Origin of the sequence: Qipengyuania algicida (assembly GCF_009828025.1) — a bacterium.
Taxonomy (GTDB): Bacteria; Pseudomonadota; Alphaproteobacteria; order Sphingomonadales; family Sphingomonadaceae; genus Qipengyuania; species Qipengyuania algicida.
In genome coordinates, this window is sequence record NZ_WTYA01000002.1 from 427,119 (window position 1) to 449,432 (window position 22,314).

Sequence of the window (22,314 nt, forward strand, 5' to 3'; positions counted from 1 at the left end):
AGGGGCGAGCGCCAGCCGCTACACTCATGCAGAAGGGGCGGGACGAGGGAGAGATACGATGGATGTCATGGACGATACGCAGCATGGTGCCGCCGAACGCGCCAAATTCCGCGAAATGAAGGAAGGCACGGCCGAGGACTGGGCGATCATCGGCGGTGAATACATGGCCTTCGCCAAGGGCTTGCCAGATCGCGTTCTGGACCATCTCAAACTGCTCGATGGCGATTTCGGCGGGTTTCCCGTCGATCGGCTGGAGCACTCGTTGCAAACCGCCACCCGCGCCCATCGCGACGGGCGGGATGAGCGCTATGTGGTGATGGCATTGCTGCACGACATCGGCGATACGCTGGGCAGCTACAACCATCCCGAAGTCGCCGCTTCGATCATCAAGCCTTTCGTGTCGGAGGAGGTGCACTGGATCTGCCAGAACCATGGCGCTTTCCAGGGCTATTACTATTTCCACTTCCTCGGCATGGATCAGAACGCACGCGAGAAATTCCGTGGGCACGAGCATTTCGAAGCCTGCCGCGAATTTTGCGAAAAATACGATCAGGCTGCGTTCGATCCCGATTACGACAGCGAATCGCTCGAGTTCTTCGAACCGATGGTGCGCCGGGTGATGGCGCGGCCGCTGGCCTCGATGTACGCCAAGGCGCTTGCGAAGGAGTAGTCGCGCAGCCTAGGGTCAGGACCCTAGAGCTTGCCGTTGGCGATATCCTCGCGGATGAAATGCGCCGCCCAGTCGGCCTTACCGTCTTTCGCAATGGCAGCGCGGACTTTGGCAACTTCCTGCTCGATCATCGCCGCGCGCTCGTCCCACCCGTCATGGTCGCGCTTGCGGAACAGGCCGCCATCGTGGACCGGCCCCCAATGACGCATGAAGTGCACCATGGATTCCGGGTCATAGCCCGCATTGGCGAGCAGCCACGGTGCGAGACGATCGGCCTCGCGTTCGGTCAGGCGCACGCGGGTCATACTGCGCCCCAGGCTGTCGAGCAGCTTGCGGTGGGCGAGCAGATTATGCGCCAGCTCATGCGCGACCGCACCGGCGAGTTCATTTTGAGGGTAGGAGAAGGCAGCAAAATCATGCCCCAGGATGACGCGTGTTCCATCGGCCTCGGCCTTGCTACCCTTGGCCAACACCTCGAACCGGGTCGGGCAGGCGGGTACGCCCGTAAGGGTCGCGCGATGCAATGTGCCCTCGGGCGTTGACCAGCTCAGCGTTACGGAGCCACGAGCGGTGGCCGCCGCAAGTGCCTCATCCACAGCGACCAGCCGCTTCCAGCGTGGCTTCTGCTCCGGGAACGCGGTGGCGATGTTCTCGTCATCGAGCGACAGCAAGGTGTCGTCCCGGGTCAGCCCTGCTTGAGCCGCTGGCGAGTCGGCGGCCACTGCCTCGACCGCAATATCTGCTTTGAGGCCAAGCTCGCGGCGGACCTCGGCGGGATCGTCATAAGCCCCCGCATCATGCAGCAGCAGCCCAAGCCGCGGCGCCGCATCCTTGCAGAACGCTGCATTGCCTCGCACCAGACGCCACCCCACCGCGAACAGTTCGCTGTCACGCTGCTGCAGTTCCGCCAGATCCTTGCTCGGACCGGTCGGGGTAGCGCTGGCCTGGGCGAGCGGCGTCGCATCAACCACGGTGCTTGCAAATAGCCAGATGGATAATGCCAGCCCTATGGCAGGCAGACGGATACGCCAGATCATGCGCTCTTTTCGTCGCTAATCGCGTCGGCCAGGGCACGATAGCCGACTGCGCCCTGAAGAATCTGATTGCCAGCAATCCAGCTCGGTGTTCCGGTAAAGCCGAGCGTGCTGGCCAACGCATTGTTTTTGGCTAGCTCGTTGGTCACTTCCTGCGAGGCGGCGTCCCTGCGCGCCTGCGCCATATCGAGATTGGCTTCCTGCGCGGCGCGGTCGATCGAGGCTGGGCTGGGTGGGCCATCCTTGAACATGGCACGGTAAAAAGCGGCGTATTTGCTCTGCTTGGCTGCTGCCAGCGCCATCCTTGCCGCCGCTTCGCTGCCGTCGAAGATGGGCCATTCGCGCACCACTATCCGCAGGTTGGGATCGTTGCGGATCAGCTTCTGCACGTCGGCTTCGCTCGCGCGGCAATAGGTGCAGCCGTAATCGGTGAACTTGACCAGTGTCTTGGTGCCCTTGGGATTGCCCAGAACCGCGCCGGGAAATGGCGTATCGGCGATCGGGCCGACCTGTGCCAGCCGCGCTTTGTTTCGCTGATCCTGAAGCTTGCCGGCCATGTCCGACAGGATTTCCGGGTTGGCCATCAGATAGCTGCGGGTTTGGCCATCGCCAAGACCAGTGAGCGACCATGCCGCTGCTCCGGCAAAACCGAAAACTGCCGCGATCAGCGCGGTGACGAGATTGCGTAACATTTCTATTTTCGCCCTATTTCCTGCGCATCTGGCGCTGCTCGTCATAGAGCGCACGCGCCTGCATTTCTACATCCTGCGCCCGCAACCGGTCGCGCGATCCTTCTGGCAGTCCGGCCTCGGCCTTGCGCGCGCTGGCGACGGCCAGGGTATAGTCGCCAGTGATGACCTGCTGTTCGGCGGTGGCGAGATTGGCGCGGGCCATGTCGCCGCGCGCTGCATACACGAAGCCGAGCTGGCGCCAGGCGAACGGGTTTTCATTGTCGCGCGCCACTGCTGCGCGCAGCACTGTTTCAGCTTCGGCATAGTGCGAGGGATCTTCGGTTGCGATCAGCGCATGACCGAACAATGTCGCGATCAGCGGGGCGGAGCGAGACAGCTCGGTCGCCTTGCGCAAGTCGCCCAGCGCCTGATCGGGACGCCCTGCCTCCAGCAGGATCTGCCCTTCCAGTTCGAGGAAATAGGGATCGTCGGGCGATTTGGCGATCAGGGCCCTGGTTTCGTCCAGCGCTTTCGCCGTTTCGGCTTCCTTGTGGTACGCATAGGCGCGCGCATAGTGTCCGGCCACGCTGTCGTCGCCGGGAGGATAATCGCGCAGGGTTTTCTTGGGATCGTCGAGATATCCTTCGAGCTTGCCCTTGATGCGGATGAAGCGGGCCTGGAGCTCGGGATCGTCCGGCTTGTTCCAGGCCGGGTCGCGAATATAGGTTTCGCGCAAGGTCGCGATACGATCGCTGGTGAGGGGGTGCGTCTGAACGAATTCCGCGTCAGGACTGCGGCTCACGCCATAGCGCGATTCTAGATTGGACAGCTTCTTGAAAAAGTCGAGCGAGCCACGCCCGGAAATGCCCGCTTTGGATAGATACCTGGCACCCGCCGCGTCAGCCGATGATTCCTCGCTGCGGCTATAGGCCAGCATCTGGCCGACAGCAGCGCGCTGGCCAATCATCATCGCCGCCATGCCAGCGTCCCCGGCACCGGCCAGCATTGCTCCAAGGCCGGCGATAAGCGACAGGATCGAGATGTTCGACGGGCCTTTCATGCCTTCGCCCTGGCGGATGATATGCCCTCCTGCGATATGGCCGAGCTCATGCGCGACCACGCCCTGCACTTCGGATGCCTTGTCGGCCGCCTCGATCAAGCCGCTGTTGACATAGACTGTCTGGCCACCGGCGACGAAGGCATTGATCTGCGGATCGTTGAGCAGCACCACCCTGACGTTTTCGGGATCGAGTCCCGCCGCGTTGATCAAGGGCGCGGCCATGTCATGGAAGAATGCTTCGGTCTCGGTGTCGCGCAAAACCGATTGCGCCAGCGCGGGTTGCGCGGCGATCAGGGCGAGCGACACAAAGGCGAGCAGCCGGGCGGCAATGCGGAGCACACGCATGGCTGCCCTGCTAGCGCATTTCGCGCTGAACCGGAACTGAAGTAGCAGCCTTGGGAAAGAAAACGGGCGTTCCGGCGGGTTTCGCTGTTCAACCGAGCATCCGCCGTCCGGCGCGTTCGACTAGCTGCACATCCTCGGGCACTTCTCCGAGAATGGCGATGGTCCCGTCGTCCATGCGGCGGATCATCACCAGCCCGAATTCCGAACCCTCGGATGCAAGATCGTCCAGCGCGACCGGCTCAATCTGCCGCAGTTTCTTCGCAAGCGATGCACGTATCCCATCGACGGCATCGACGGCTTTTCCGCTGGCTTCCTTGCGCGCGCGACGCTCGGCCTGGACGATCCCCTTCAGTCCGCCCTCTGCTTCGCGCAGCACTTGCGACAAGGTTCCACGCTCGACGCCGATACGATGAGCGTAGTCGAGCACCGCGGCATATTCGGTAAGCCGTGTCTTGTCGTAGTCGGCCCCGAACACCAGTTTGACCACGGGGGTCATCGGCGCACGATCCTGGACGCTGAGCCCGTTTTCAGAGATCAGGTCGGTGAAATCTTCCGGATTGGCTTCGGCTTCAAGGCTGAAATCGTAAGCCCGGCCGACCGCCTGGTAGAGCGCCTTGCGGCTGCGGTCCTCGCTCGAGCGGGCGAGTTGGGCCATTTCGCGCGCTGCGGCGAGGCAATCGTAAAGGCCTTCCCGTTCCTCGTCATCATCTGCCGCGAAGTCGATAGCGACGTCCTCGTCGTCCTCGTCGTCCTCGGCAAAGGGCTCGGTCTGGCTGGCGAGGAAAGTAAAATCCTCGGAGCTGGCGCTGTTATCGAAAGGTGCCGAAATCTCTTCACTCGCCTCGTCCCGATCGACGCCTTCTTCCGGCGATCCGGCAAGCGACACGGTGACTTTCGTGCGTGAGGCTGCCGTACGGTTGACCAGAGAGGATAAGCCCATGCCGACGCTCTGATCGGCGAGCGGATCGACTACGCCTTCGACATCGTCACCCTCTTCTTCGTCTTCCAGCGGGTTGTCGCCGTAATCGACCGCGTAGATCGGGTCGTCCTCGCCAAAGCCGGAAAATCCCCGCCCCCATTCGGTTTCACCGGCGTACACATCGCCGTCTTCATACGCGGGAATGGCTTCCTCGGCGTCCGTTGCAGCTACAGCGTCACAGGCGTCGGCAGTTTCCTCGATATGCGATTGCCCGAATGCCGGTTGCGGCATCTCGGCCCCGAAAGTGTCGATGTCTTCAGTTGAACGGCCGCCAAGATCGCGAATCGAATCGGCTTCGGCGAACTGCGACAGGTCCAGCATGCTGTCCATGGCATGGTATCCCGACGTGTCATCGCTTGCCGCACGGGGCGAACCCAGCGCCTGGTCTATTTCCGCCAGCAGCGCATCCGCCGTCGCGGCATCGGCGGTTTCCTTCCAGTTGATCACACCGTAGATATAATCGATCGTTCGATCGTCGCTGGAATAGGGCAGCAGAATTCCTCGATAGAGCGAGGTAAGTCCGCGCTGGTTGATGAACTCAGCCTCGAATCCGATCGGCGCTTCATTGGCGAGGATCTGCATGTAATGGTCGGTAATCCGGCTGAGCAGCGAACGACCGGGCACCTCGTCGAGCTTGGTGATCGTGACCGGTGCGCCGCATTCGGCCGCCAGTTCGTGGCCGAGATGGCGGATCGTGGGATCGTCCACCCCGTCACTGAAGTCGAGCAGTACGGAATGCGGGCCGAAGTCCTCCATCGCGTCCGGATCGAGATCGTCGATGGCAGGATAATTGCGATCGCCTAGCTGGCTCGCCCAGTGATTATAGGCGCGCACCTGCATCCGGCGCTCGTCCTGCCCCACCGGAGAAGGCGGGGTCTCGGCTTCGACGCTTTCGAAATCCTCGGTCTCCGCATCGTCGTGCGTGCCAAAGATCCTGCCAAGTCTGTCCATTGCCGCGTTTACCCCCGGGTTCGATGGTTCGCAGCAGTCTATGCCAGCGCCATGGTAAACATCCTGTAAACGCTGGGGTCGGGGTTAATAGATGCGTTTGTCGCGCGCAGCGGCGCCTGGACCACCAATTCAGAGCAGATAACGCATGTGGATCGTCAGATGCTCGCTTTGGCCATTGACGACGTCGAATGCGGCGCTGCCGAACTTGGGCGGACCCATCTTGACCTTGGCGTCGCGGGAAAAGCCGAATCCTTCGCGCGGGATCACCAGCATCGCGCGATCCATCTTGCCGTTGTTGTTCTCATCATGGAGCAGGGCGATAGCGTAACGGCCCGGGGCGACATCCTTGAACGTCAGGGTCACCGGATTGGCCGGTGCAATGCTTTCGCTGATATCGTGGCGTGGACTGGCGCATTTGGGAAAATCGCTTGCTTCATCGGTCATGCATGCCCGCAAGGTTCCACGGTCGTTGCGCAGGCCCAGCACCGTCACCACGACAATGCTGCCCTTTGGCGGAACGGGCGAGGGCGCCGCGCCAGCCAGCAAAGTCATGGCTCCGGTGGCGAGGATCAGGCGTTGGGCGAGAGGCCGCGATCTGTTCCGCACAGATGGTCCCAAAGCCGGAAATAGAGTCCGTAATTGCATCGATACTCTTCGTGGTGAAGCTGGTGGTGGCTGGCTGTTATCAGCCATTTGCCTACACGGGAATGAACGAGCGCGCGCGGGAAGATTTCCCAGCCCATATGGTTGGTGACGCCCATGACCGTCATGATCGCGAGCACCGCGCCAAGTATGGCGACATGGATCGGCACGAGCAAAGTCAGCGCCGGGATCACCACAGCTCCGCTCAGTGCCTCGATCGGGTGAAAGCTCATCGCCGCCCAGGCGGTGGGCGGGCGGCTGGCATGGTGAACCCCATGTGCCAGACGAAACCAGCGCGGGCGGTGCAGCAGGCGGTGCGTCCAGTAGAACCAGCTGTCATGCGCGAACAGGTAAACCAGCAGCGATACCGGCGCATACCACAGGGGATAGGCGTGCCAGTCGGTGTAAATCTGCGTCCAGCCGTGCGTTCGCCAGCCCCATGCCAGCACGCCGGCAGGAATGCCGTAGATTGCCGCCGAAGCCAGCGACCAGCGGATCTCCCTGCCGATTTGGCGCGACAGCCCGCGGTGGGCATCGGGATGCCGCCGCAAGGTGAGCCAGGCAAAAAACCCGCTCGAGGCAGCATAGCGTAGCGCGACGATCACGGTCATCGCCAGCGCGGAAAGGAGGATCGCCAGTGCCATTCGATCATGCTTATGGCGCAAAGCCGCGAACGAATACAGGGGGCAAGCGCGTTGCCGCGATCAGTCAGACACGCCCCAGCCCGTGCATTCCGGATCGAGCCCGGTGGTCAGCCGCCGCAGCGCCGTGCGCGCCAGCCGCTCGACCTCGCATTTGCGACGCGCCGCCGCTAGTGGCAGCAAGGGGGCGGGACGCAGGATTTGCGCATCATAGCCATCCGCGACGATCACGCCGCAGCAGTCGGGACGGTGGCTTTCGCTCTCCAGCGGAGCACGGTCGAGCCCCGGGGGCACGCCCCAGTAAAACCGGTCGCAGAAATCGAGATAATCGGGCCATTTTGCATCGCCGAGCAGGTCGCCGCGCTGGACCTTGATCTCGACGATCACGATCCTCCCCTTGGCATCCACTCCCATCAAATCCGCCCGCCTGCCATTGCGCAGCGGCATTTCCGCAAGGCACCAGATGTCATTGCGAGCAAATAATCGTATGACCCCGCGCGCTACGTCACCAGCGGTTTCGCAATATGGCTCGATAAGCGGGATGGCGCAGGATTCGTTCATGCGCATTTTGTGGAACAAAATGGGAACTCGGTCAAGCCGGGCGTTGCCGGTATCAGTGGTCGGAAGAAAGGTGCTGCCCGTCGACGGAAGGCGGTCCTGCCAGAGCGGCCAACGCTGCGCTCGCTGCGTCGTATTCGCGCCATAGCGCCAGCGCCGCAGCTGTCGTGTCGCAATCGTTCTCCGCCGCAAACAGCAGCGCCGTCAGGCCGGTGTGAAGCACCGCCGTCAGATCGTCGAGCATCTGCTCGCAGCGCGCCAGCCGCTCGCCGTCGCCCCTCAGCAGGGCCACTTCCAGCGCAGCGCAAGGCGCGCTCGGCGCGGGTGCGAGCTGGGCCAGTCCCGCGATCGCTCCGCCTGCCTTTTGTGCCGCGTTCCATTGGTTGCGCATCCGCTCGACAAGAGCTGTCGGGGCGGTGGTGGCATATGGATCGTTGCGGGCGAAGTCGAAATCGTGGCGTAATGCGTTCATGCGCGAAAGGATTAGGCGAGCGACCTTGCCAAATGCCTAATTCGGGCACCCGGGCATCTGCCGCAAGCAGATAGTGGCTGGTCTCGCTCGCCAACCCTTGCTAAGCGCGCCATCCGCATCTGCGACAAAGGCAATGCACCCGTAGCTCAGCTGGATAGAGCGCTGCCCTCCGAAGGCAGAGGCCACAGGTTCGAATCCTGTCGGGTGCGCCATCTTGCCCATTTACTTACCCTTTTTCAATGACTTGTGAGAGTCATTGGCTAACCTTTTTCGAAGGTTAGCCATCAACATCTCTGCAGCTGCGTCCGAAAGTGCCTCTTGATCTGCGGCGGCGGTGTACCGGGAAACCTCGCTGTCGGTTGTGTGTCCGGTCCAAGATTTGATTTGCTGATTCGTGCAGCCAGCCTCAGCGAACCGGCGGGCCGCCGCCTTACGAAGACCGTGCGCAGAGCATTGGGGCAAGCCCGCCTCATCGCACCATTGACGCACTTTGTTGCCAAAGCCCTTGCGCGTGTACGGCTTGCCGTGGCCGCTCAGCAGAAAGACGAGCGAGCCGCCTGGCGCAGCCATAATCGACGCGGCGAGCGGCGGGAGGATCGGCAGCGATACAATCGCGCCCGTTTTTTCCTGCCGTACGACTAACCGCTTTTGCCGGATATGCTGGGGGCCGATCACGCGCGCATCGCCGCCGCGCTGGCCGGTCCACAGCATCAGGTCGAGCGCAAGCCGAGCCATCGTGCCGACAGGATGCCTTGCCTCGTAGCGCGCAATCTCGTCCTCGCTCCAAGTGTGAAACCCGGCGCTATCGACCTTGTACGGCTTGGTTGCGATCACTGGATTGGTCTGGGCCATGCCCTGACGGATTGCGAATTGCATCAGCGCACGAAGGCGCTTGCGGAGCATGTTTGCTGCCGTCCGATGCGGCAACATTTCGGCCATCATGTCCTCGATGTGGCGCGCCTCGAGGTCGCGAACCTTGGCGCTCCCGTACTTCCTACGCCACCGCTCGATCACGCCGCGATAAACTTCGCGCGTTCTGTCGGAGGGGTCGAGGAAATCAGGCGAGCGGTAATAGCGGGAGATCAGATCATCGAATGTGCCAGGGATCGTGCGAGCCGCGCCCGCCTCGATCTTTGGAGCCGCCAGCCCTTCGCAGCAAGCCCGATACTCAGTGCGGAATTCTTCGGTGCCTGGCGCACTCTTGAAGAGATACTGGCCAAAGCCCTTGCGCCGGAAACGATAGCGTTTCTTGCCGTGCCGGTCCTCGTACTCCGAGACCCATTTTGGGAGCCATCTCTTGGCCATCAGCGCGGCCCCATTAGTCGATCGAAACTGTTCGACGCCGAATTGACGGTGCCGCCCAGCTGTACCTCGATTGCGCCGGTTGCAGGGTCGATGCGATACCCGCTCGGCGTAAGACCGGCGGCTTGCGCAGCCTTCAATGCCCGCGAGACATCCGCTTGCTTGAAGGATGCACGGGCGCTCACAGGACTTGTTCCTTGGCCTTGCGCGGGTTCCAGCCCTCGACCTGGCGCACTTCCTCCGCATCGAGAACGCCCGTCTCGATCGCGATCTTGTGGGCGTTCCAGCGGGTGGCGGGATCACCGCGCAGGAAGCCCGACAGATCCAGCTCCATCTCGTAAGCGCCCGAGCTGGGGAACACACTCCGGGCAAATTCCGCCTCGATCTTGCGCGCCCACGGCGCGAGCGTGAACATCGCGAACCATCGGCCCGCCGTTTCGGAATTCGTGAACGTGTTGTGCGAGTAGTCCTGCACCAGCGGAGGCGGTACCTGGAACAGGCGACAGACTTCCTCGACGCCGAATTTGCGCGATTCCAGAAGCTCCGCGTCTTCCGGCGAAATTTGCGCCTGCACCCATTCCAGACCGGCGGACAGGATGCCTACCCGACCGGCATTGGCGGCGCCCGAATGACGTTCGGCCATGTTGTCGCGGAGCTGACTAATCTGCTTATCGGTCAGGTTCGTTGCCGACCTGATAAAGCCCGAAGGATGCGCTCCATTCTCAAGGAATTTGCGGGCAAAGGTGTTGCTCGCCTGAACGGTCTGCATCGCCTCGGCGGCGCGAGCGAGGCGCGACACGCCCACGCCGCTTCCATTGGTTCGGTCGCGCAGGTGCAGCACCTCGTCTTGCAGCAGACGCCGCGCCTTGCCGCGACCGTTCGAGACATCATAGGCGAGCCGCCCGCTGGACAGCTCGACCACGCTCACATTGCCCCATGGGAGAAAACGAAAGCCGGTCAGCGCCCCGTTCGCACCGCGCACGATCTCGGCGAGGCCATTGCCGGTCAGCAGGGCGGATGCGACCAAGTGCTCGATGAAATCCGGCCACGTCATCCCCGGACTGACGCCCTGCCGAGCAATGCGGTAAAGCGGATGGCCGATCGCCTCGAGGCGGCTGCCGCCATCGCGGCGATAGACCAGCGCGGGAATGCTGGCGAGCGAAGTTGCAATCACGGTCGAACACGCCAGTACCGCAGAAAGGTTTTCCGCTGCGCGTGTCGATGCGGCGGCGAAGTGCCCAGTCATGGGTGCGAGTGCCCGCCAGCTTGGATCGAGGGGCGAGGTGTCTTGCTCCCGCCGCTCAAAGCCTGCGATGGCCGCTATCCGATCGATCATGCCCATTGCCGCGCCTCCGCGAGTCTGAGGGCACGGGCGCGACGGTGGACCGCGATGGTGCCAGCGCGGGCGCGCAAGGCCACCTCGGTCCCCCCATAAGCGGGCCACGCCGATACCACGCTAATCTCGCGTAGATCGATCGCGGTCAGCGTGCGGGTCTCGCCCTGCCAAGCCTCGCCGCCTTCCGGCACGGTAAAGCCGAAGCTCATGCCGCCCAGGTCTCCGCGCTCGGCAAGTGCGATCACATCGCGCCCGCTTTGCGTGTCGGGCAGCTGGATGGCGAAGGCGAGGCCGTGACCGTCTTCGCGCAGTTCCAGCGTGCCGGTGCGCGTGCGCCCCAGCACCTTGCCCGCGTCATGATCGAGCAAGGCCAGAATGTCACCTGCCAACGCAGCGCGGAACGCTCCGGGCGCGATGCGCTCCCGGAACGCTCCAAGGTCTGCCTCGGCGTTGAACGTGGCGGCGTACCCTTCGAGCTTGCGCCCTAACGCGCGAAGCTCGGTCGTGAAACGCCGCTCGATGGTCGCCGCCGCGCTCATTACGTCACCGGCACGATGGCTTTGCGGAACGACGCCGGGCGACGAACGCCGAAATCCACCGTCGCCATTGCCCGCACGAGGATGTTGCCCTTCGAATAGGCCGTCTCCGCATAGGGGTTCACCAGCACGTCCAACTGGGACCAGATGCCGATCAGCAGGTCGCGCCAGTCGCCATAGACAAGGCCATGGTCGTTGCCGTCGCCAAGGTCGTTTGGTGCCTGGTTGGTGAAATAGGCGGGTTCGGCGTGGAAGGTTTCCGACACAGGGATAGGACGGCCCTGCGTATCGCGTAGCTTCATGGCGATTGCCCGGACGCCGTTGGTCGACAGGAAGGCCCTCCCGTCGCCGATGTTGGCCAGATCAGCCGCGGCCATCATGTCCGCTGTCGTCGTGAACAGGTCGGTATCCCACGACACCTCCTGCACGCCCGCGTCATTCAACACGCCCGTCGGCTCAGCGCCGGTTCCGCTGCCAGCGATGGCAGCTCGATCAATTTCGAGTGCCACGTCGCGGCTCATCATGTTCCGCACCAGCTGCTCGACCTGGGGGCTGGACTGCTGCAACAGCTGGCGGGACAGCTCAGTGATGACGCCCACGTGATGCGGCGTCAGCGTCAGCGAATCGAAGGTTGCGTTGCCGGTCGGCAGGGCCTCGTCTTCGTTGACCCATCCCACATTCGGCGCTCCCGTTTCACGCGGAATGACCACGTCTCCAGTAAGGCCGGTAAGGGTTGTCGCGCCCAGGCGAGTGACGATCGCCGAGTTCGTCAGCGCGGAGGTAAACAGGTCCGGCCGGAAATCGGTCGGGGCGATCGTGCCTGCCGTCGCGGTCGTTGAGGCATCGCGCTGCTCGAATAGCTCGGTCGCGATGTAAACGCCCTTGGCTGGACCACCGGCCCGCTCCGCTAGCATTGCCTGCTCGCGTTCGACCTTTGCGCGTTTCTCGGCATCCAGCGCCATGCCAGCGCCGAAGCGCAACGTATCGACTAGGCTCTGCTGGCGTAGCTCGGCGAATTCGCCGCCGCCCTGGCCAGCGATCACGGTGCCGCGTTCACGGCGATCGGCTTCGTCGATTTTGCGCTGACGATCGAGTTTGCCGTCAATAGCGCGCAATTCAGTCTCAGCCTCGCCAAACGCCTTGTCGTCGTCTGCCTTATGGGCCTCGTCCATGCGTGCCACTATCGCCGCCCGCTGCTCTAGCAGTTCCGCAGTCTTCATACGTTAATTCCTTCTATCGGGCCGGGGCACCATGCCCCGGCACAGAGATTGCCCACTGTCTCGCGACGTTGGCTAAGCATCCGGTTTCTCCGGAAGATCGGGAAATTCGACATGGACCAGCGCGCGACCTGATTTGGTCAGCAAAGCGCTCGCCAGGCTCTGGAGGTCGAGCAAAAGCGCCGGACCAGCAAGCCGCTCGTCGTCAGTGGTCATATCACCACGCGCCTGGTCGAAACTGTCGTGAAACAGATGGTCACCGTTCGCCCACCAGATGAAGAGTTCGCCCGGAACCACGCCCGTCTTGAATTTTTCGCGGTAAACCTGCTGGGCCAGCCAACTGCCTTTGTCGCCCCAACGGGCCCGGCTTTCCAAGCCTTCCGGTAGCTGTACCCTTGCCTCATTTGCAGCCTTGCGGAGGAGCGCGACCTCCTGCTCGCCGAGTTCTAAAATCTGCTCAGGGAGTCCGCGCGCCTCGTTGGTTCTCAAGTGGTCGCCCTCATAGGCGTTTACCCATAAGAGCGCCCGATAGCCGATCCCCATCGCGCACCAGTCGGCAACGGTTGCGGCATCGTCCAGTGAGATGCCCCGTTCGGAAAGAAGCTTTAGCGCCATCATTTCCGATAAATCGAACAGGTCGTATCGAGCGTGACCCTCTCCACGCTTTGTGAGGATACCGCGACGACGCCAATCACGCTGCGTCACGGTGGTCGCGCCAGTGATACGCTCGGCTTCAGCGGGGGTGAACTGCGTGAGAGTCAATATCCGTTCCATTCGTGAGCGCCTATCACGAAATAATAAGTGTGGCAAGCCCTCACGAAATGCTTAGTCCCAGTAAGCATGATCGCTGTCGCTGATTATGCAGCCTGGGCCGCAGTTCCGGGTCAAGAATTGCGAGGTGTTGATTCCGTCCTCGTCGCATTGTCCGGACGGATCATCCTCCTCGGCATCGTCGAGATCGCCAGCGCCTCCTGTCAGATCGCCGCAAGCACCCATCGAATAGGGGCGATCATCGTATGCAGGGCAGCAATCCTCGTCGCCGTCTTCGATATCGGGGTCACCGTCGGCGGCGTCGAGGAACGCGATCAGCGCCTCGACCTGCTGTTCGATGATGGCACGGGGAAAAGGCAAGGGATTGGCGCGAACGAATGCGCCGGGTAGGGGCAAGTCAGCCATGATCGTCTCCACATAAGACGGTTGAGGTCAGAGCCGGGTGGGAAGCGCCAACTTCCCCTCGGCTCGTTTTCGTGGTACCAGCGACACATGACGCAGTCAACTCATGGCACCACGAAAAATCGGCGCGCCTCGCAAGCCGGAAAATCGATCAATGTCCGATTGCAACCGGACCAACTTGCGCGCCTCGACGACTGGATAGAGGAGGATGGGGGCCGGTTCACTCGCCCGGAGGCAATACGCACGCTGCTGAACCATGCCTGGGGCCTCACAAATGGCGCGAAGGGCATCAAGCCAGCACCAGACCGCGTACCGCCCGCGCCCGACTAAAGCCACACGATCCCATTGCCGCGATAAGTCTGCTCGCCTTCGTCCCGGTTCGCCAGTCCGATTGCCATGATCGCGGCCACGATGGGATCGATCCTGTCGATCGAGCGATTCTTGCTCGGCTTGCGCAGGCCCGCAGGGTCCATCTCGTAGACGAGGTTTCCTGCCGTCCATCGCAGTAGCGGGTGCATTCCGTGGCGAAGCTTGCCCTCAAGCATGGCAATCTCGAAGGCGTCGACCGCTGGCCCCATATCGCGGTAGCCTTGGCCCCATTCGGTCAAGGGCAGCTCTATTCCCTCGATATTCAGCAGCGCACGAAAATCGGCCATACCCCAGCGATCGAAGGCGATCCCGCGCAGATCATAGCGGGCTTTGGCTTCCGCCAGCCTGCTCGCGATAAATCGCTTGTCGATCGCGCGCCCTGGGGTGGCCTCGATATGCCCTTGCTTTGCCCAGGTGCGATAGGGAACGCGGTCGGTCTCTTCGCGCTCCGCCATGTTGTCCTTCGGGCACCACGCATGGATCACCAGAGCGCCTCCGTCCTCGGGGAAATACAGTGCCAGCGCCGAGAGATCGCGGGTGCTCGAAAGATCGAGACCAGCGTAGCACGGGCGCCCATGCAGCGCCCCAAGGTCGAAAGGCTGGCCGCATAGCTCCCATTCTGCCGGATTGATCGCCTTCGGCTCCGCATCGACGCGCTGGTTGAGGTAGAGGTTGCGGAACGCCGGTTCGAAGGTCGGCATCCTCCGCGCTCGGTTGGCTTCCTCCTGCAGCTCGCGCGCCGATCGAAAGCGCCCCAGCGCCGGATTGGCCAGCGGCCAGTTCTCGGGGTCGAACGGATCCACGTCCTCCGGCACTGTGTAGACCCTGCCGTGAAAGCTCTCGTCCTCGATCTCGCCCGAATCGACGCGCCCCGAATAGTCGACCAGTTCGCTCATGATATTTTCGGCGCGTGGCGATTGCGTGCCGATCACCAGCAAAAGCGGCTGCTCACGCTTGCCGAGGCTGGTGCGGAGAACGTCGAACAGCTCCCGGCTTTTCCATTGCGCCAGCTCGTCACAAACCACGAACGACGATGCGAGGCCGTGAACGCTTTTGCCGTCGCTCGCGAGCGCGCGGTAGATTGAGCCGGTAATCGGGTCTTCGATCACCTTATTGAAGGTCTTCACGTTCAGGCGCGCCGCCATCCACGGAGAGCACATGATCGTCGCCTCCATCTCGGCGAAGATCAGCGCCGATTGCTCCTTCGTTGCGGCGGCGGAATAGCATTCGCCACGCCGCTCGGATTCGGGGCCGACTAGGTGGCACAGCGCGAGACCAGCGCAGAGCACGGTTTTCCCGTTGCCGCGTGCGACCGACAGCAGGCCGGTACGAACGCGCCGCTGCGCGTGCTCGTCCTCGTCATAGATCGCGAGCAGCCAATCGCGCTGGAACGGTTCGAGGCTCACCTTCTGCCCAGCGCCAAAGCCTTTCGTAACCGGAAGGTCCTCGATGAAGGCGATCACGCGCTCGGCGCGTGTCAGGCCCTCCAATTGCCACGGATGTGCCTGGGGGAGCGCCGGAGACTGGTTGAACAGGTCCGACCGCTGGGGCGCTGCGAGCGCCGCCACCGCCAATCGTCGTCCCGAACCTGGCCCACGCTTACCCATTCAACCTCAACTAACTATCTGCTTGGCCTCGATGTTGGTCCTAGCCGCCCAGCCCTGAGAGATTTTGCGTTCGAGGTGCGGATTGTCCCGCCACCATGCCAGCACTGCTTCGACCATGCGTTTGCTTTGGCCGTGGCGGGCCGGGTCCGCATTGATCCGCCGGATGCACTCGATCGCGGGCGTGGTGAGCACCTCCAGGCGACCGCCCAGGCGGCGCGCCCACACGTCCCGCTCGTATGGTCGCGGCGCGGACACGATGAAGAACGCGGCGTGATCGCCCTTCTCGTTCGCCAGCGATCGGAGCATGGCATTGCGCTTGGTGAGCGCGCGCGACAGCAAGTGCGGCGGCGCTTGGTGCTCTGGCAGGCCTGAAATCTTCTGCATGATGGTATCGAGGCAGATCACCACATCCTTGGGTGCAGCGTGTTGACGCACATAAGTGGTTTTGCCGCTGCCGGGAGGACCGCACACGATGGTCAGCGGGATGGCAGAGCGCTTGAGGTCGCTCGGCATACGGCGCTCGATTACCTTGCCGCTCCACTTGCCATTGCCACCGTTCCAAGGATGCGTGTCCGACAATGGCAATCCATCCGGAGTACAGCCCTTTTTTGGCCCCCTGCTCTTGAAGGCCCCTGCTTCCGGGCCGCTCGCTGTCTTGATCGAGTGGTGACGCTGGCACAGGCTGGCCAGCCCATCGAGTGGCGGGAACGGCGCGCCGCCCTGGGAGATGGCGTGACGATGGTCGACAACATTTGCCGGAACGGTCCTGCCCTCAGCCTCGCAATCCTCGCACAGCGGCGACGTCTGAAGCTTCAACCTGCGCAGCTTGAGCCACGCGGCGGTGCTATACGGCCACTTAGCCAAGTTCGACCTCCCGTGCTGCGCGCCGAAGCTCCCGCTCGATCTCCGAGCGCTCTTCGAAAAATTCCTCGGGGTTCTGCCAGTTTGGCGACAGCCGCCCCAATCGCCACGCCGCTTCCCTCAACCGTTCGGCGGTCGATGCTGGGGAGACGGGGGACACAGGGACACCCCCCCTTCGGGGGTGTCCCATAGTGTCCCCTCGTCCCCGCATCGGGACAATTTCAATTTGTCCCGCCGTGTCCCGCGTGTCCCGGCCCCTCATTCGCCCTGCTCCAGCAACCACACAGCATCGCCGACAATCTCGATTAAGCCCTTGTCCTCAATAGAATTCTTGGCGCGATTGAACCGCTTCTTGATCGCCTCAAATTCGCCATTTTCAGCCGAGATGAATTTGTCCCGCCATGTCCCGAGCGGGACACTTGGCAAATGTCCCGCCATGTCCCGCGTGTCCCCGACCACATCGCGCAGCACGGAAAGGGCGCGGCGTTCGGCGTCGGTTAGCTTGGTTCGCTGATTGCCCTGGCGCGCACCGGCGGGCTCAATGACGCAAGAGACGATCGGCTCGCCCTCCTCGTCAGTCCCGACGGTCGATTGCGAAAGCGTATATGCGAACGGGCCGACCTCAGCCCCATCCTTGATATCCGTTACCCGCGCTTCGCAAGTACCGGTGTCGGGATCCTTTTTGACGCAGACCACCACGTCAGCAGCGCCGGGCAAGGCATTGCTGCCTCGCGTCCCACGCTTTTCGTCTTTGCCCGAGTGGTGCACATAGCAAACCGTCGCGCCGGTGGCATCCTGGATCAACCGGGCGCGGGCAACCATGATGTTTTGATCGGGTGCGCGGTCCTCATCGCCTGCCCCGATCATTCGCGAGAACGTGTCAAAGATCACCAGTTTGACCGGCTCCCCCATCGCAATCGCTGCGCCCTGAATGTCACGAATAAGTCGCCCTACCTCGTCTTCGCTATCGAATAGGTTCACGGCTTTCGGAATCAGTGCGAATGGCACGCCGAGCTCGCCGCCCCTTTCTTGCCGCCAAGCCTTCATTCTCTGGCGAACCCCAGCTTCGCCCTCGCCGCAAACGTAGATCACGCCACCGCGCTTCACGTGAAGATCATACCAGTCGCGCCCGTGCGCGATGTGCAGAGCCATATCGAGAATCATGAAAGTCTTGGTCGACTTTGGTGCGCCATAGACGACGGCCAGCCCACCTTCCGGCACGAGGCCTTTAACCAACCACGACAACGCCGGTCGGCTGTCTTCCTCGCCCCACCACACGAAAGGGAAGGTTGGCCGGAAAGTAGGCCGCCAAGGCGGCGCGGCCTTGACCATCTCAACCAGGCACGCAGCCGTGCCCCCCGCGTCGAGCCAGTCGGAAACATCGGCTTTCTCTTCGGCGGTGCCTAGATCGATCAGGCGCACGTCATCCGCAATACCGCGAAGCGAGAGCGCCACTTCGTCAGCGTGGGCACTGCCGGTGTCGTCATTATCGGGAATGATTGCCACTCGCGCGCCCGTCAGCTGCGCGGCGTGCTCGGCCCGCCACTTGCCTCTTCCTCCGCCCCCGGCGTTGCAAGTGGCGACTAAGCCCAGCGCCTCTAGGCGCTCAACATCCTTTTCACCCTCCACAACAAACACGGTGAGTTCCTTAGCGATCGCCTCCATTACACGAGGCAGGCGGTAAAGGACCGGCCTGACGCCTTTCGCCTTCCAATTCCATCCGCCTTTCCCGTCAGGCCGACGCTGAAGGAATTTCTTCGGCGCGTAGCGCAGCACCTCCTGCACCAGTTCGCCGCGCTCGTCCTCGTAGCGATACACCGCCACCGGCTCGCGTGAGGCGGATTGCCCGTCGTGCTCGCGAAGCCAAGCGGCAGCGCTCGTCCGATCGCCTCCTAGCTTGTGCGCGATCAGATCCAGCACGCCGCCGCTTTCTTGCGCTTCGTGATCCGTCCAAGTGCCGCGATACTCGCCTGCGATCGAGACGCGCAGGCTTCCGTTTCCGCCAAAGCGCAGCTCGTCCTTCGACGAAAGCCGCTTGTTTGGCTCCCCGAATAAGGCCTTGGCGATCTCCTCGATCCGGCCAGCAAGGTCGGCAGTGGTGCTCACATCAAGCCCGAAAAGCGGTTAGCCTTCGAAGCTTGAAACCCACGGGATTGCGTTGGTCCGGAGACACCGGTTAGCCGATGTATCTGCCTGAATTTACGAGATTGTTGCCCCTCTGTCGGGTGCGCCATTAGCAAAAATCCGCTGAATTCTTAGATTTCCCGATTCACCCGACAGGAATATGATGGGCACCTGATGGCGACTTTTGGGCCTATTCTGTTGAAAAAGTCGGACCCGCCAAGCTGGAGCCTAACTTCTGGCAACAATGATACAGAGTGAGTTCGCTGCTTGAATCATTGCTGTGTCGAGAGATGCATCCAAATTCTATTGTTGCCCACCAAAACGGACGATGGAGTTTTTCAACACAATAGGGCCGGTTCCGGACTGGCAGCTTTTAGTAGGGTGCCGGCGGAAAGCCGCCATGCGGAGAGGCAAGGAGCGGGTCCGCAGTCGCCAACAAAGGCAATATTCACGATGCCTCGCTTGGCCGCCGAAACTGGTCGTTCATTCATGCGGAAAATTATAGCGCCTTTTGGGCCGGCTCGGACTGACAGGTTTCTGGACCGCACTCGGCAAAGAATGTTCGGAACGGGAAACGTTTCGATACGATGATCTCATTCGCGCGCCAGCACCACTTGTGCAGCACCCTCGGCGTGATCGGTTTGATCGTCCTCGATCGTAACGACGATCTTCGCCAGTTCGCCGGTAAATCGAAAAGGAGCTGGATATAGCGAGACCGGGCTTGAACGGTCATGACCGATATCAAGGCCGGACCATGAAATGAAATTGACGAATCCGAAAACAATGTCCGCGCGAGCGACCTCTTTGTCATCGACCAGCAGAACACCCTGCATCGGTCCGCTCTCCTGACGTATTGCACGGTAGCTCAACACGTGCGCTCCGGCTGCGAGATCATTCAGCTGCGCGCTGACGATCTGATGCTGGCCGACATTTATATCGTGATGAAGCGCGCTATCCTTGAGGTAAAAACTGTAGCCGCAGGTCGCATCGCCATGCGCCACGAGAACCCCCTCATCCCCGCCCTTGAGCGAAACGTGGGCATCAATGCGGTAGCTGCGCGATCGCAGGTCGGGCGTTACGTCTGTAGGAAGGTGCCCCATACCCTTGTGGAAGGTGAATACTCTCCGGTCGCCAAGCCGGCGCGCAGCGTTTTCGGCAAATCGCGGTCCGAAGCGATCATCGAGTGGCAGGACTTGATGCTTCTCGGCTTCGTCCCACCAGAGCGACACCAGCTCGTCCAGCTTCTCCGGCATCTCGTCAGAGAGATCGTGAATTTCGGAAAAGTCCTCATCGAGGTGATAGAGTTCCCAGCGGTCGCTCTCGAAGGCCGTGCCCGGCGGATGAAATGCCACTGCCTTCCAACCCTCATGCACGATCCCGCGATGGCCGAACATCTCGAAATATTGCGGACTGCTGCGCGACGGTGCATCCGGGGCGGCGATCGCCTTGGCAAAGCTTTCGCCTTCCAGAGGCATCTGGGCGACACCATTGATCACATCTGGAGCAGTGACGCCGATTAGATCAAGCAGTGTTGGCACTAGGTCCACGGCATGAGCGAATTGATGACGAATCTCTCCGCGGGCGGCGATCCCCTTGGGCCAACTCATAACCAGCGGGTCGCGTATCCCGCCGCCATGGGTGTTCTGCTTGTAACGCTTTAGCGGGGTGTTGGCGTTCATCGCCCAACCGAACGGGAAGTTGCTGTGAGTGTCCGGACCACCGATATCGTCGATCCGCTCAATTTTTTCAGCCATCAACTCGGGCCGCATATTGTAGGGCCCCATCGCGTTGACAAAGCCCTGAGCAAGCCCTTCTTGGCTAGCGCCGTTGTCCGACATGACAATGACCAAAGTGTTCTCGGCAAGATCTGCAGTCTGAAGGAAATCGAGGACACGGCCGATATGATGATCGGCATGGTCGAGCATTGCCGCATAAGCACCCTGTAAGCGCCTAAAGAGACGTCGCTCGTCTTCACCATGTGCGGCCCATGGCTGCACGAAATCGTTGAGGGGTGGCACCGCTGCGTTGTCGGGCACCAGCCCCATTGTCTTTTGCCGAGCCAGCCGCGCATCGCGCTCTTCATCCCAGCCATGCTCAAAATGCCGATCGTAATGCATGATCAGGTTGCGTGGTGCCTGATGCGGAGCATGGCATGCTCCAGGAGCCAGCCACATCAAAAACGGCGCATCTGGTTCGGCCGCGACGTGATCGGCGAGATAACGGATCGCCTGGTCGGCCAGGTCTGCGGTCAGATGATAGCCGCTTTCATAGCTGCCGGGCGAAGGAATCGGCGTGTTGTCGAGTACCAGCTCCGGCGCGTACTGATCGGTTTCGGCATCCATGAAACCGTAAAAGCGGTCAAACCCGCGCCCAAGCGGCCAGCCATCGACTGGCCCGCGTGGTCCTGTCTCATCGACCGGTACAACGTGCCACTTGCCCACCATGTATGTCGAATAGCCATGCGGGCGCAGCATTTCCGCCAGTGTACCGGCTTCGCGGCAGATCTTGCCTCGATAACCGGGAAAGCCACTGTCGAAATTGGCCAGGCAACCGACCCCCACGCTATGGTGATTACGACCTGTGAGTAACGCTGCGCGGGTAGTTGAGCACATTGCCGTGGTGTGGAAGCCAGAAAAGCGTAAGCCCGAGGCCGCCAGCCGGTCGATATTGGGAGTGGAGATTGTCGAACCGTAACAGCCAAAATCGGAAAAACCGACATCGTCGAACAAAATCACGAGAACATTGGGGGCGCCTGCGGGAGGTTGCGCGCGCCTTGGCCAATGCGGCGCCTGCGCCGCGAAACGAGCATTCCGTTCGCCGTTCATCGCTCTCTCCAACTACGTTTTCCAAGCTTCTTGGAAACAAGCATCGACTCATTTCCTGGTCTTGGTTGCCCATCGAGTAGGTCGCCAACGTTCTGGGGACAAGGGCCGCTGGCTTGAATGATCAGCCCAGCTCGAAGGTCGATTTGCTGGTCCGACGGTTTTAGTTGCCCTGCGAAGGGGTCCTTTGTGGGCCGTTAGCGGAATGGCAGGATTTGGGGTGAAATAGTGCAAAAGCTGCCCTTCAAAATCTTCGAGGTTCACGACGTTCTTGAATGTCCGCTTCGGAAGTTTTCAAATTCAAACCGGACATTCCGGACACGACTCCATTGCGGACTTCCACCGAAAAGTGCAGCCTCATATTATGAAACATGGTTTGATCGTCGCGTTTCTCACAGGCCCACTATCTCCAGAAAATCTAGCCGATGAGATCAGCACGGAGGTCGCGCGCTTTCGTTCCACTCTGAAGAAGACTGGCGAAGGTCGCGTTCAAGTTACTCAGGGGCCGCTTTTTGTAGTGACAAGAGCGGACGCTCGCCGGTTGCTGGAAGCGGTCGCTGATAATCGCTTGCCCTTCGATGCCGCAAACTATCTCGCAGATTGCATTGTTATGAGTGACAACTTTGATTTCGCGGACGAGGCGGTGAGAGACGCCATCTTTTTCATTGAAGATGATACTGGAAGGTTCGCGACTGGCGACGATAACTGGCAACCCTCGCGAACTGAGACCGTTGCCGCGTTAAGTCTGCTCGATTGAACGACCGCTTCCCCCAACTTCGAGACATAACGGTCGGAGCGAGATCGACGGCATTGCGGACATTAGACTCAGTTATCATAGGTACGCGTATGTTTCCCAAGTTCGTCGCTGGTCGCGGCCTGAGAGTTCTCGTCTCAGCGATCATCTTGCTTTCTGTCGCCAGTTGCGCTCACCGCGCGAGCAAAGT

The 22,314-nt window shown here is 61.6% G+C and carries 23 protein-coding genes and 1 tRNA gene; 4 read left to right on the plus strand and 20 right to left on the minus strand.

The annotated features are described in order from the left end of the window. The first annotated feature begins 58 nt into the window (after positions 1-58). Positions 59-670, plus strand: coding sequence for an HD domain-containing protein (locus tag GRI58_RS04555; RefSeq protein ID WP_237452081.1), 612 nt, complete (start codon positions 59-61; stop codon positions 668-670). Between the two features lie 23 nt (positions 671-693). On the opposite strand, the gene GRI58_RS04560 is transcribed toward GRI58_RS04555, so the two are convergent. The 8 genes from GRI58_RS04560 to GRI58_RS04590 all read right to left on the minus strand — a co-directional run bounded on the left by GRI58_RS04560 (position 694) and on the right by GRI58_RS04590 (position 8,023). After that, positions 694-1,707, minus strand: coding sequence for a PDZ domain-containing protein (locus GRI58_RS04560; RefSeq protein ID WP_160752363.1), 1,014 nt, complete (start codon positions 1,705-1,707; stop codon positions 694-696). Then, positions 1,704-2,396, minus strand: a complete 693-nt coding sequence (locus tag GRI58_RS04565; protein ID WP_160752364.1) for a DsbA family protein — start codon at positions 2,394-2,396, stop codon at positions 1,704-1,706. The genes GRI58_RS04560 and GRI58_RS04565 overlap by 4 nt, the downstream gene beginning before the upstream one ends. Before the next feature lie 13 nt (positions 2,397-2,409). Further along, a complete protein-coding gene (locus GRI58_RS04570) occupies positions 2,410-3,780 on the minus strand; it encodes a M48 family metalloprotease (protein ID WP_160752365.1) in 1,371 nt (456 codons plus the stop codon). A gap of 88 nt (positions 3,781-3,868) precedes the next feature. After that, positions 3,869-5,710, minus strand: coding sequence for a PAS domain-containing protein (locus GRI58_RS15905; protein ID WP_202386807.1), 1,842 nt, complete (start codon positions 5,708-5,710; stop codon positions 3,869-3,871). Between the two features lie 129 nt (positions 5,711-5,839). Then, on the minus strand, positions 5,840-6,262 hold the full coding sequence (locus tag GRI58_RS04575) for a DUF2141 domain-containing protein (protein ID WP_160752366.1): 423 nt from the start codon (positions 6,260-6,262) through the stop codon (positions 5,840-5,842). A gap of 17 nt (positions 6,263-6,279) precedes the next feature. Then, positions 6,280-6,996, minus strand: a complete 717-nt coding sequence (locus tag GRI58_RS04580) for a sterol desaturase family protein (RefSeq protein WP_160752367.1) — start codon at positions 6,994-6,996, stop codon at positions 6,280-6,282. 60 nt (positions 6,997-7,056) lie between these two features. Continuing rightward, on the minus strand, positions 7,057-7,554 hold the full coding sequence (locus GRI58_RS04585; RefSeq protein ID WP_160752368.1) for an MmcB family DNA repair protein: 498 nt from the start codon (positions 7,552-7,554) through the stop codon (positions 7,057-7,059). Positions 7,555-7,606: 52 nt separating this feature from the next. Further along, on the minus strand, positions 7,607-8,023 hold the full coding sequence (locus tag GRI58_RS04590; RefSeq protein ID WP_160752369.1) for a hypothetical protein: 417 nt from the start codon (positions 8,021-8,023) through the stop codon (positions 7,607-7,609). 135 nt (positions 8,024-8,158) lie between these two features. Between GRI58_RS04590 and GRI58_RS04595 the strand changes: the two genes are divergently transcribed. Continuing rightward, positions 8,159-8,235 (plus strand) — tRNA-Arg (locus GRI58_RS04595). Positions 8,236-8,245: 10 nt separating this feature from the next. Here GRI58_RS04595 and GRI58_RS04600 read toward each other — a convergent pair. The 7 genes from GRI58_RS04600 to GRI58_RS15395 all read right to left on the minus strand — a co-directional run bounded on the left by GRI58_RS04600 (position 8,246) and on the right by GRI58_RS15395 (position 13,590). Continuing rightward, positions 8,246-9,328 (minus strand): tyrosine-type recombinase/integrase, encoded by a 1,083-nt coding sequence (locus GRI58_RS04600; protein ID WP_160752370.1) that lies wholly within the window; start codon positions 9,326-9,328, stop codon positions 8,246-8,248. Next, a complete protein-coding gene (locus GRI58_RS04605) occupies positions 9,328-9,510 on the minus strand; it encodes a hypothetical protein (RefSeq protein WP_160752371.1) in 183 nt (60 codons plus the stop codon). The genes GRI58_RS04600 and GRI58_RS04605 overlap by 1 nt, the downstream gene beginning before the upstream one ends. Further along, positions 9,507-10,571 (minus strand): phage portal protein, encoded by a 1,065-nt coding sequence (locus GRI58_RS04610; RefSeq protein ID WP_237452082.1) that lies wholly within the window; start codon positions 10,569-10,571, stop codon positions 9,507-9,509. Before GRI58_RS04610 ends, GRI58_RS04605 begins: the two co-directional genes overlap by 4 nt. Positions 10,572-10,657: 86 nt before the next feature. Further along, on the minus strand, positions 10,658-11,200 hold the full coding sequence (locus tag GRI58_RS04615) for an HK97 family phage prohead protease (RefSeq protein ID WP_160752373.1): 543 nt from the start codon (positions 11,198-11,200) through the stop codon (positions 10,658-10,660). Further along, a complete protein-coding gene (locus GRI58_RS04620; RefSeq protein WP_160752374.1) occupies positions 11,200-12,417 on the minus strand; it encodes a phage major capsid protein in 1,218 nt (405 codons plus the stop codon). The genes GRI58_RS04615 and GRI58_RS04620 overlap by 1 nt, the downstream gene beginning before the upstream one ends. 72 nt (positions 12,418-12,489) lie before the next feature. Further along, positions 12,490-13,188, minus strand: coding sequence for a MerR family transcriptional regulator (locus GRI58_RS04625; protein WP_160752375.1), 699 nt, complete (start codon positions 13,186-13,188; stop codon positions 12,490-12,492). 51 nt (positions 13,189-13,239) lie between these two features. Beyond that, positions 13,240-13,590, minus strand: coding sequence for a hypothetical protein (locus GRI58_RS15395; protein WP_202386779.1), 351 nt, complete (start codon positions 13,588-13,590; stop codon positions 13,240-13,242). Positions 13,591-13,677: 87 nt separating this feature from the next. Here GRI58_RS15395 and GRI58_RS15400 point away from each other — a divergent pair, with 87 nt between their 5' ends. Beyond that, the gene (locus GRI58_RS15400) at positions 13,678-13,917 is read left to right on the plus strand and encodes a ribbon-helix-helix domain-containing protein (protein WP_202386780.1); all 240 of its coding nucleotides are present in this window, start codon (positions 13,678-13,680) and stop codon (positions 13,915-13,917) included. On the opposite strand, the gene GRI58_RS04630 is transcribed toward GRI58_RS15400, so the two are convergent. The 5 genes from GRI58_RS04630 to GRI58_RS04650 all read right to left on the minus strand — a co-directional run bounded on the left by GRI58_RS04630 (position 13,914) and on the right by GRI58_RS04650 (position 21,373). After that, positions 13,914-15,524: a terminase large subunit gene (locus tag GRI58_RS04630; RefSeq protein WP_337190877.1), complete on the minus strand. Its 1,611-nt coding sequence runs from the start codon at positions 15,522-15,524 to the stop codon at positions 13,914-13,916. The two genes, GRI58_RS15400 and GRI58_RS04630, sit on opposite strands and share 4 nt — an antisense overlap. A gap of 45 nt (positions 15,525-15,569) precedes the next feature. Then, positions 15,570-16,427 carry an AAA family ATPase gene (locus tag GRI58_RS04635; protein WP_160752377.1) on the minus strand — a complete coding sequence of 286 codons (858 nt, stop codon included), beginning with the start codon at positions 16,425-16,427 and terminating at the stop codon, positions 15,570-15,572. Continuing rightward, the gene (locus GRI58_RS04640; protein WP_160752378.1) at positions 16,420-16,584 is read right to left on the minus strand and encodes a hypothetical protein; all 165 of its coding nucleotides are present in this window, start codon (positions 16,582-16,584) and stop codon (positions 16,420-16,422) included. Before GRI58_RS04640 ends, GRI58_RS04635 begins: the two co-directional genes overlap by 8 nt. A gap of 98 nt (positions 16,585-16,682) precedes the next feature. Then, the gene (locus tag GRI58_RS15845; RefSeq protein ID WP_160752379.1) at positions 16,683-18,530 is read right to left on the minus strand and encodes an AAA family ATPase; all 1,848 of its coding nucleotides are present in this window, start codon (positions 18,528-18,530) and stop codon (positions 16,683-16,685) included. A gap of 611 nt (positions 18,531-19,141) precedes the next feature. After that, on the minus strand, positions 19,142-21,373 hold the full coding sequence (locus tag GRI58_RS04650; protein WP_160752380.1) for an arylsulfatase: 2,232 nt from the start codon (positions 21,371-21,373) through the stop codon (positions 19,142-19,144). A 361-nt stretch (positions 21,374-21,734) separates the two neighbouring features. On the opposite strand from GRI58_RS04650, the gene GRI58_RS04655 reads away from it, so the two are divergent. Then, positions 21,735-22,127, plus strand: a complete 393-nt coding sequence (locus tag GRI58_RS04655; RefSeq protein ID WP_237452083.1) for a hypothetical protein — start codon at positions 21,735-21,737, stop codon at positions 22,125-22,127. The last annotated feature ends 187 nt before the right edge of the window (positions 22,128-22,314 follow it).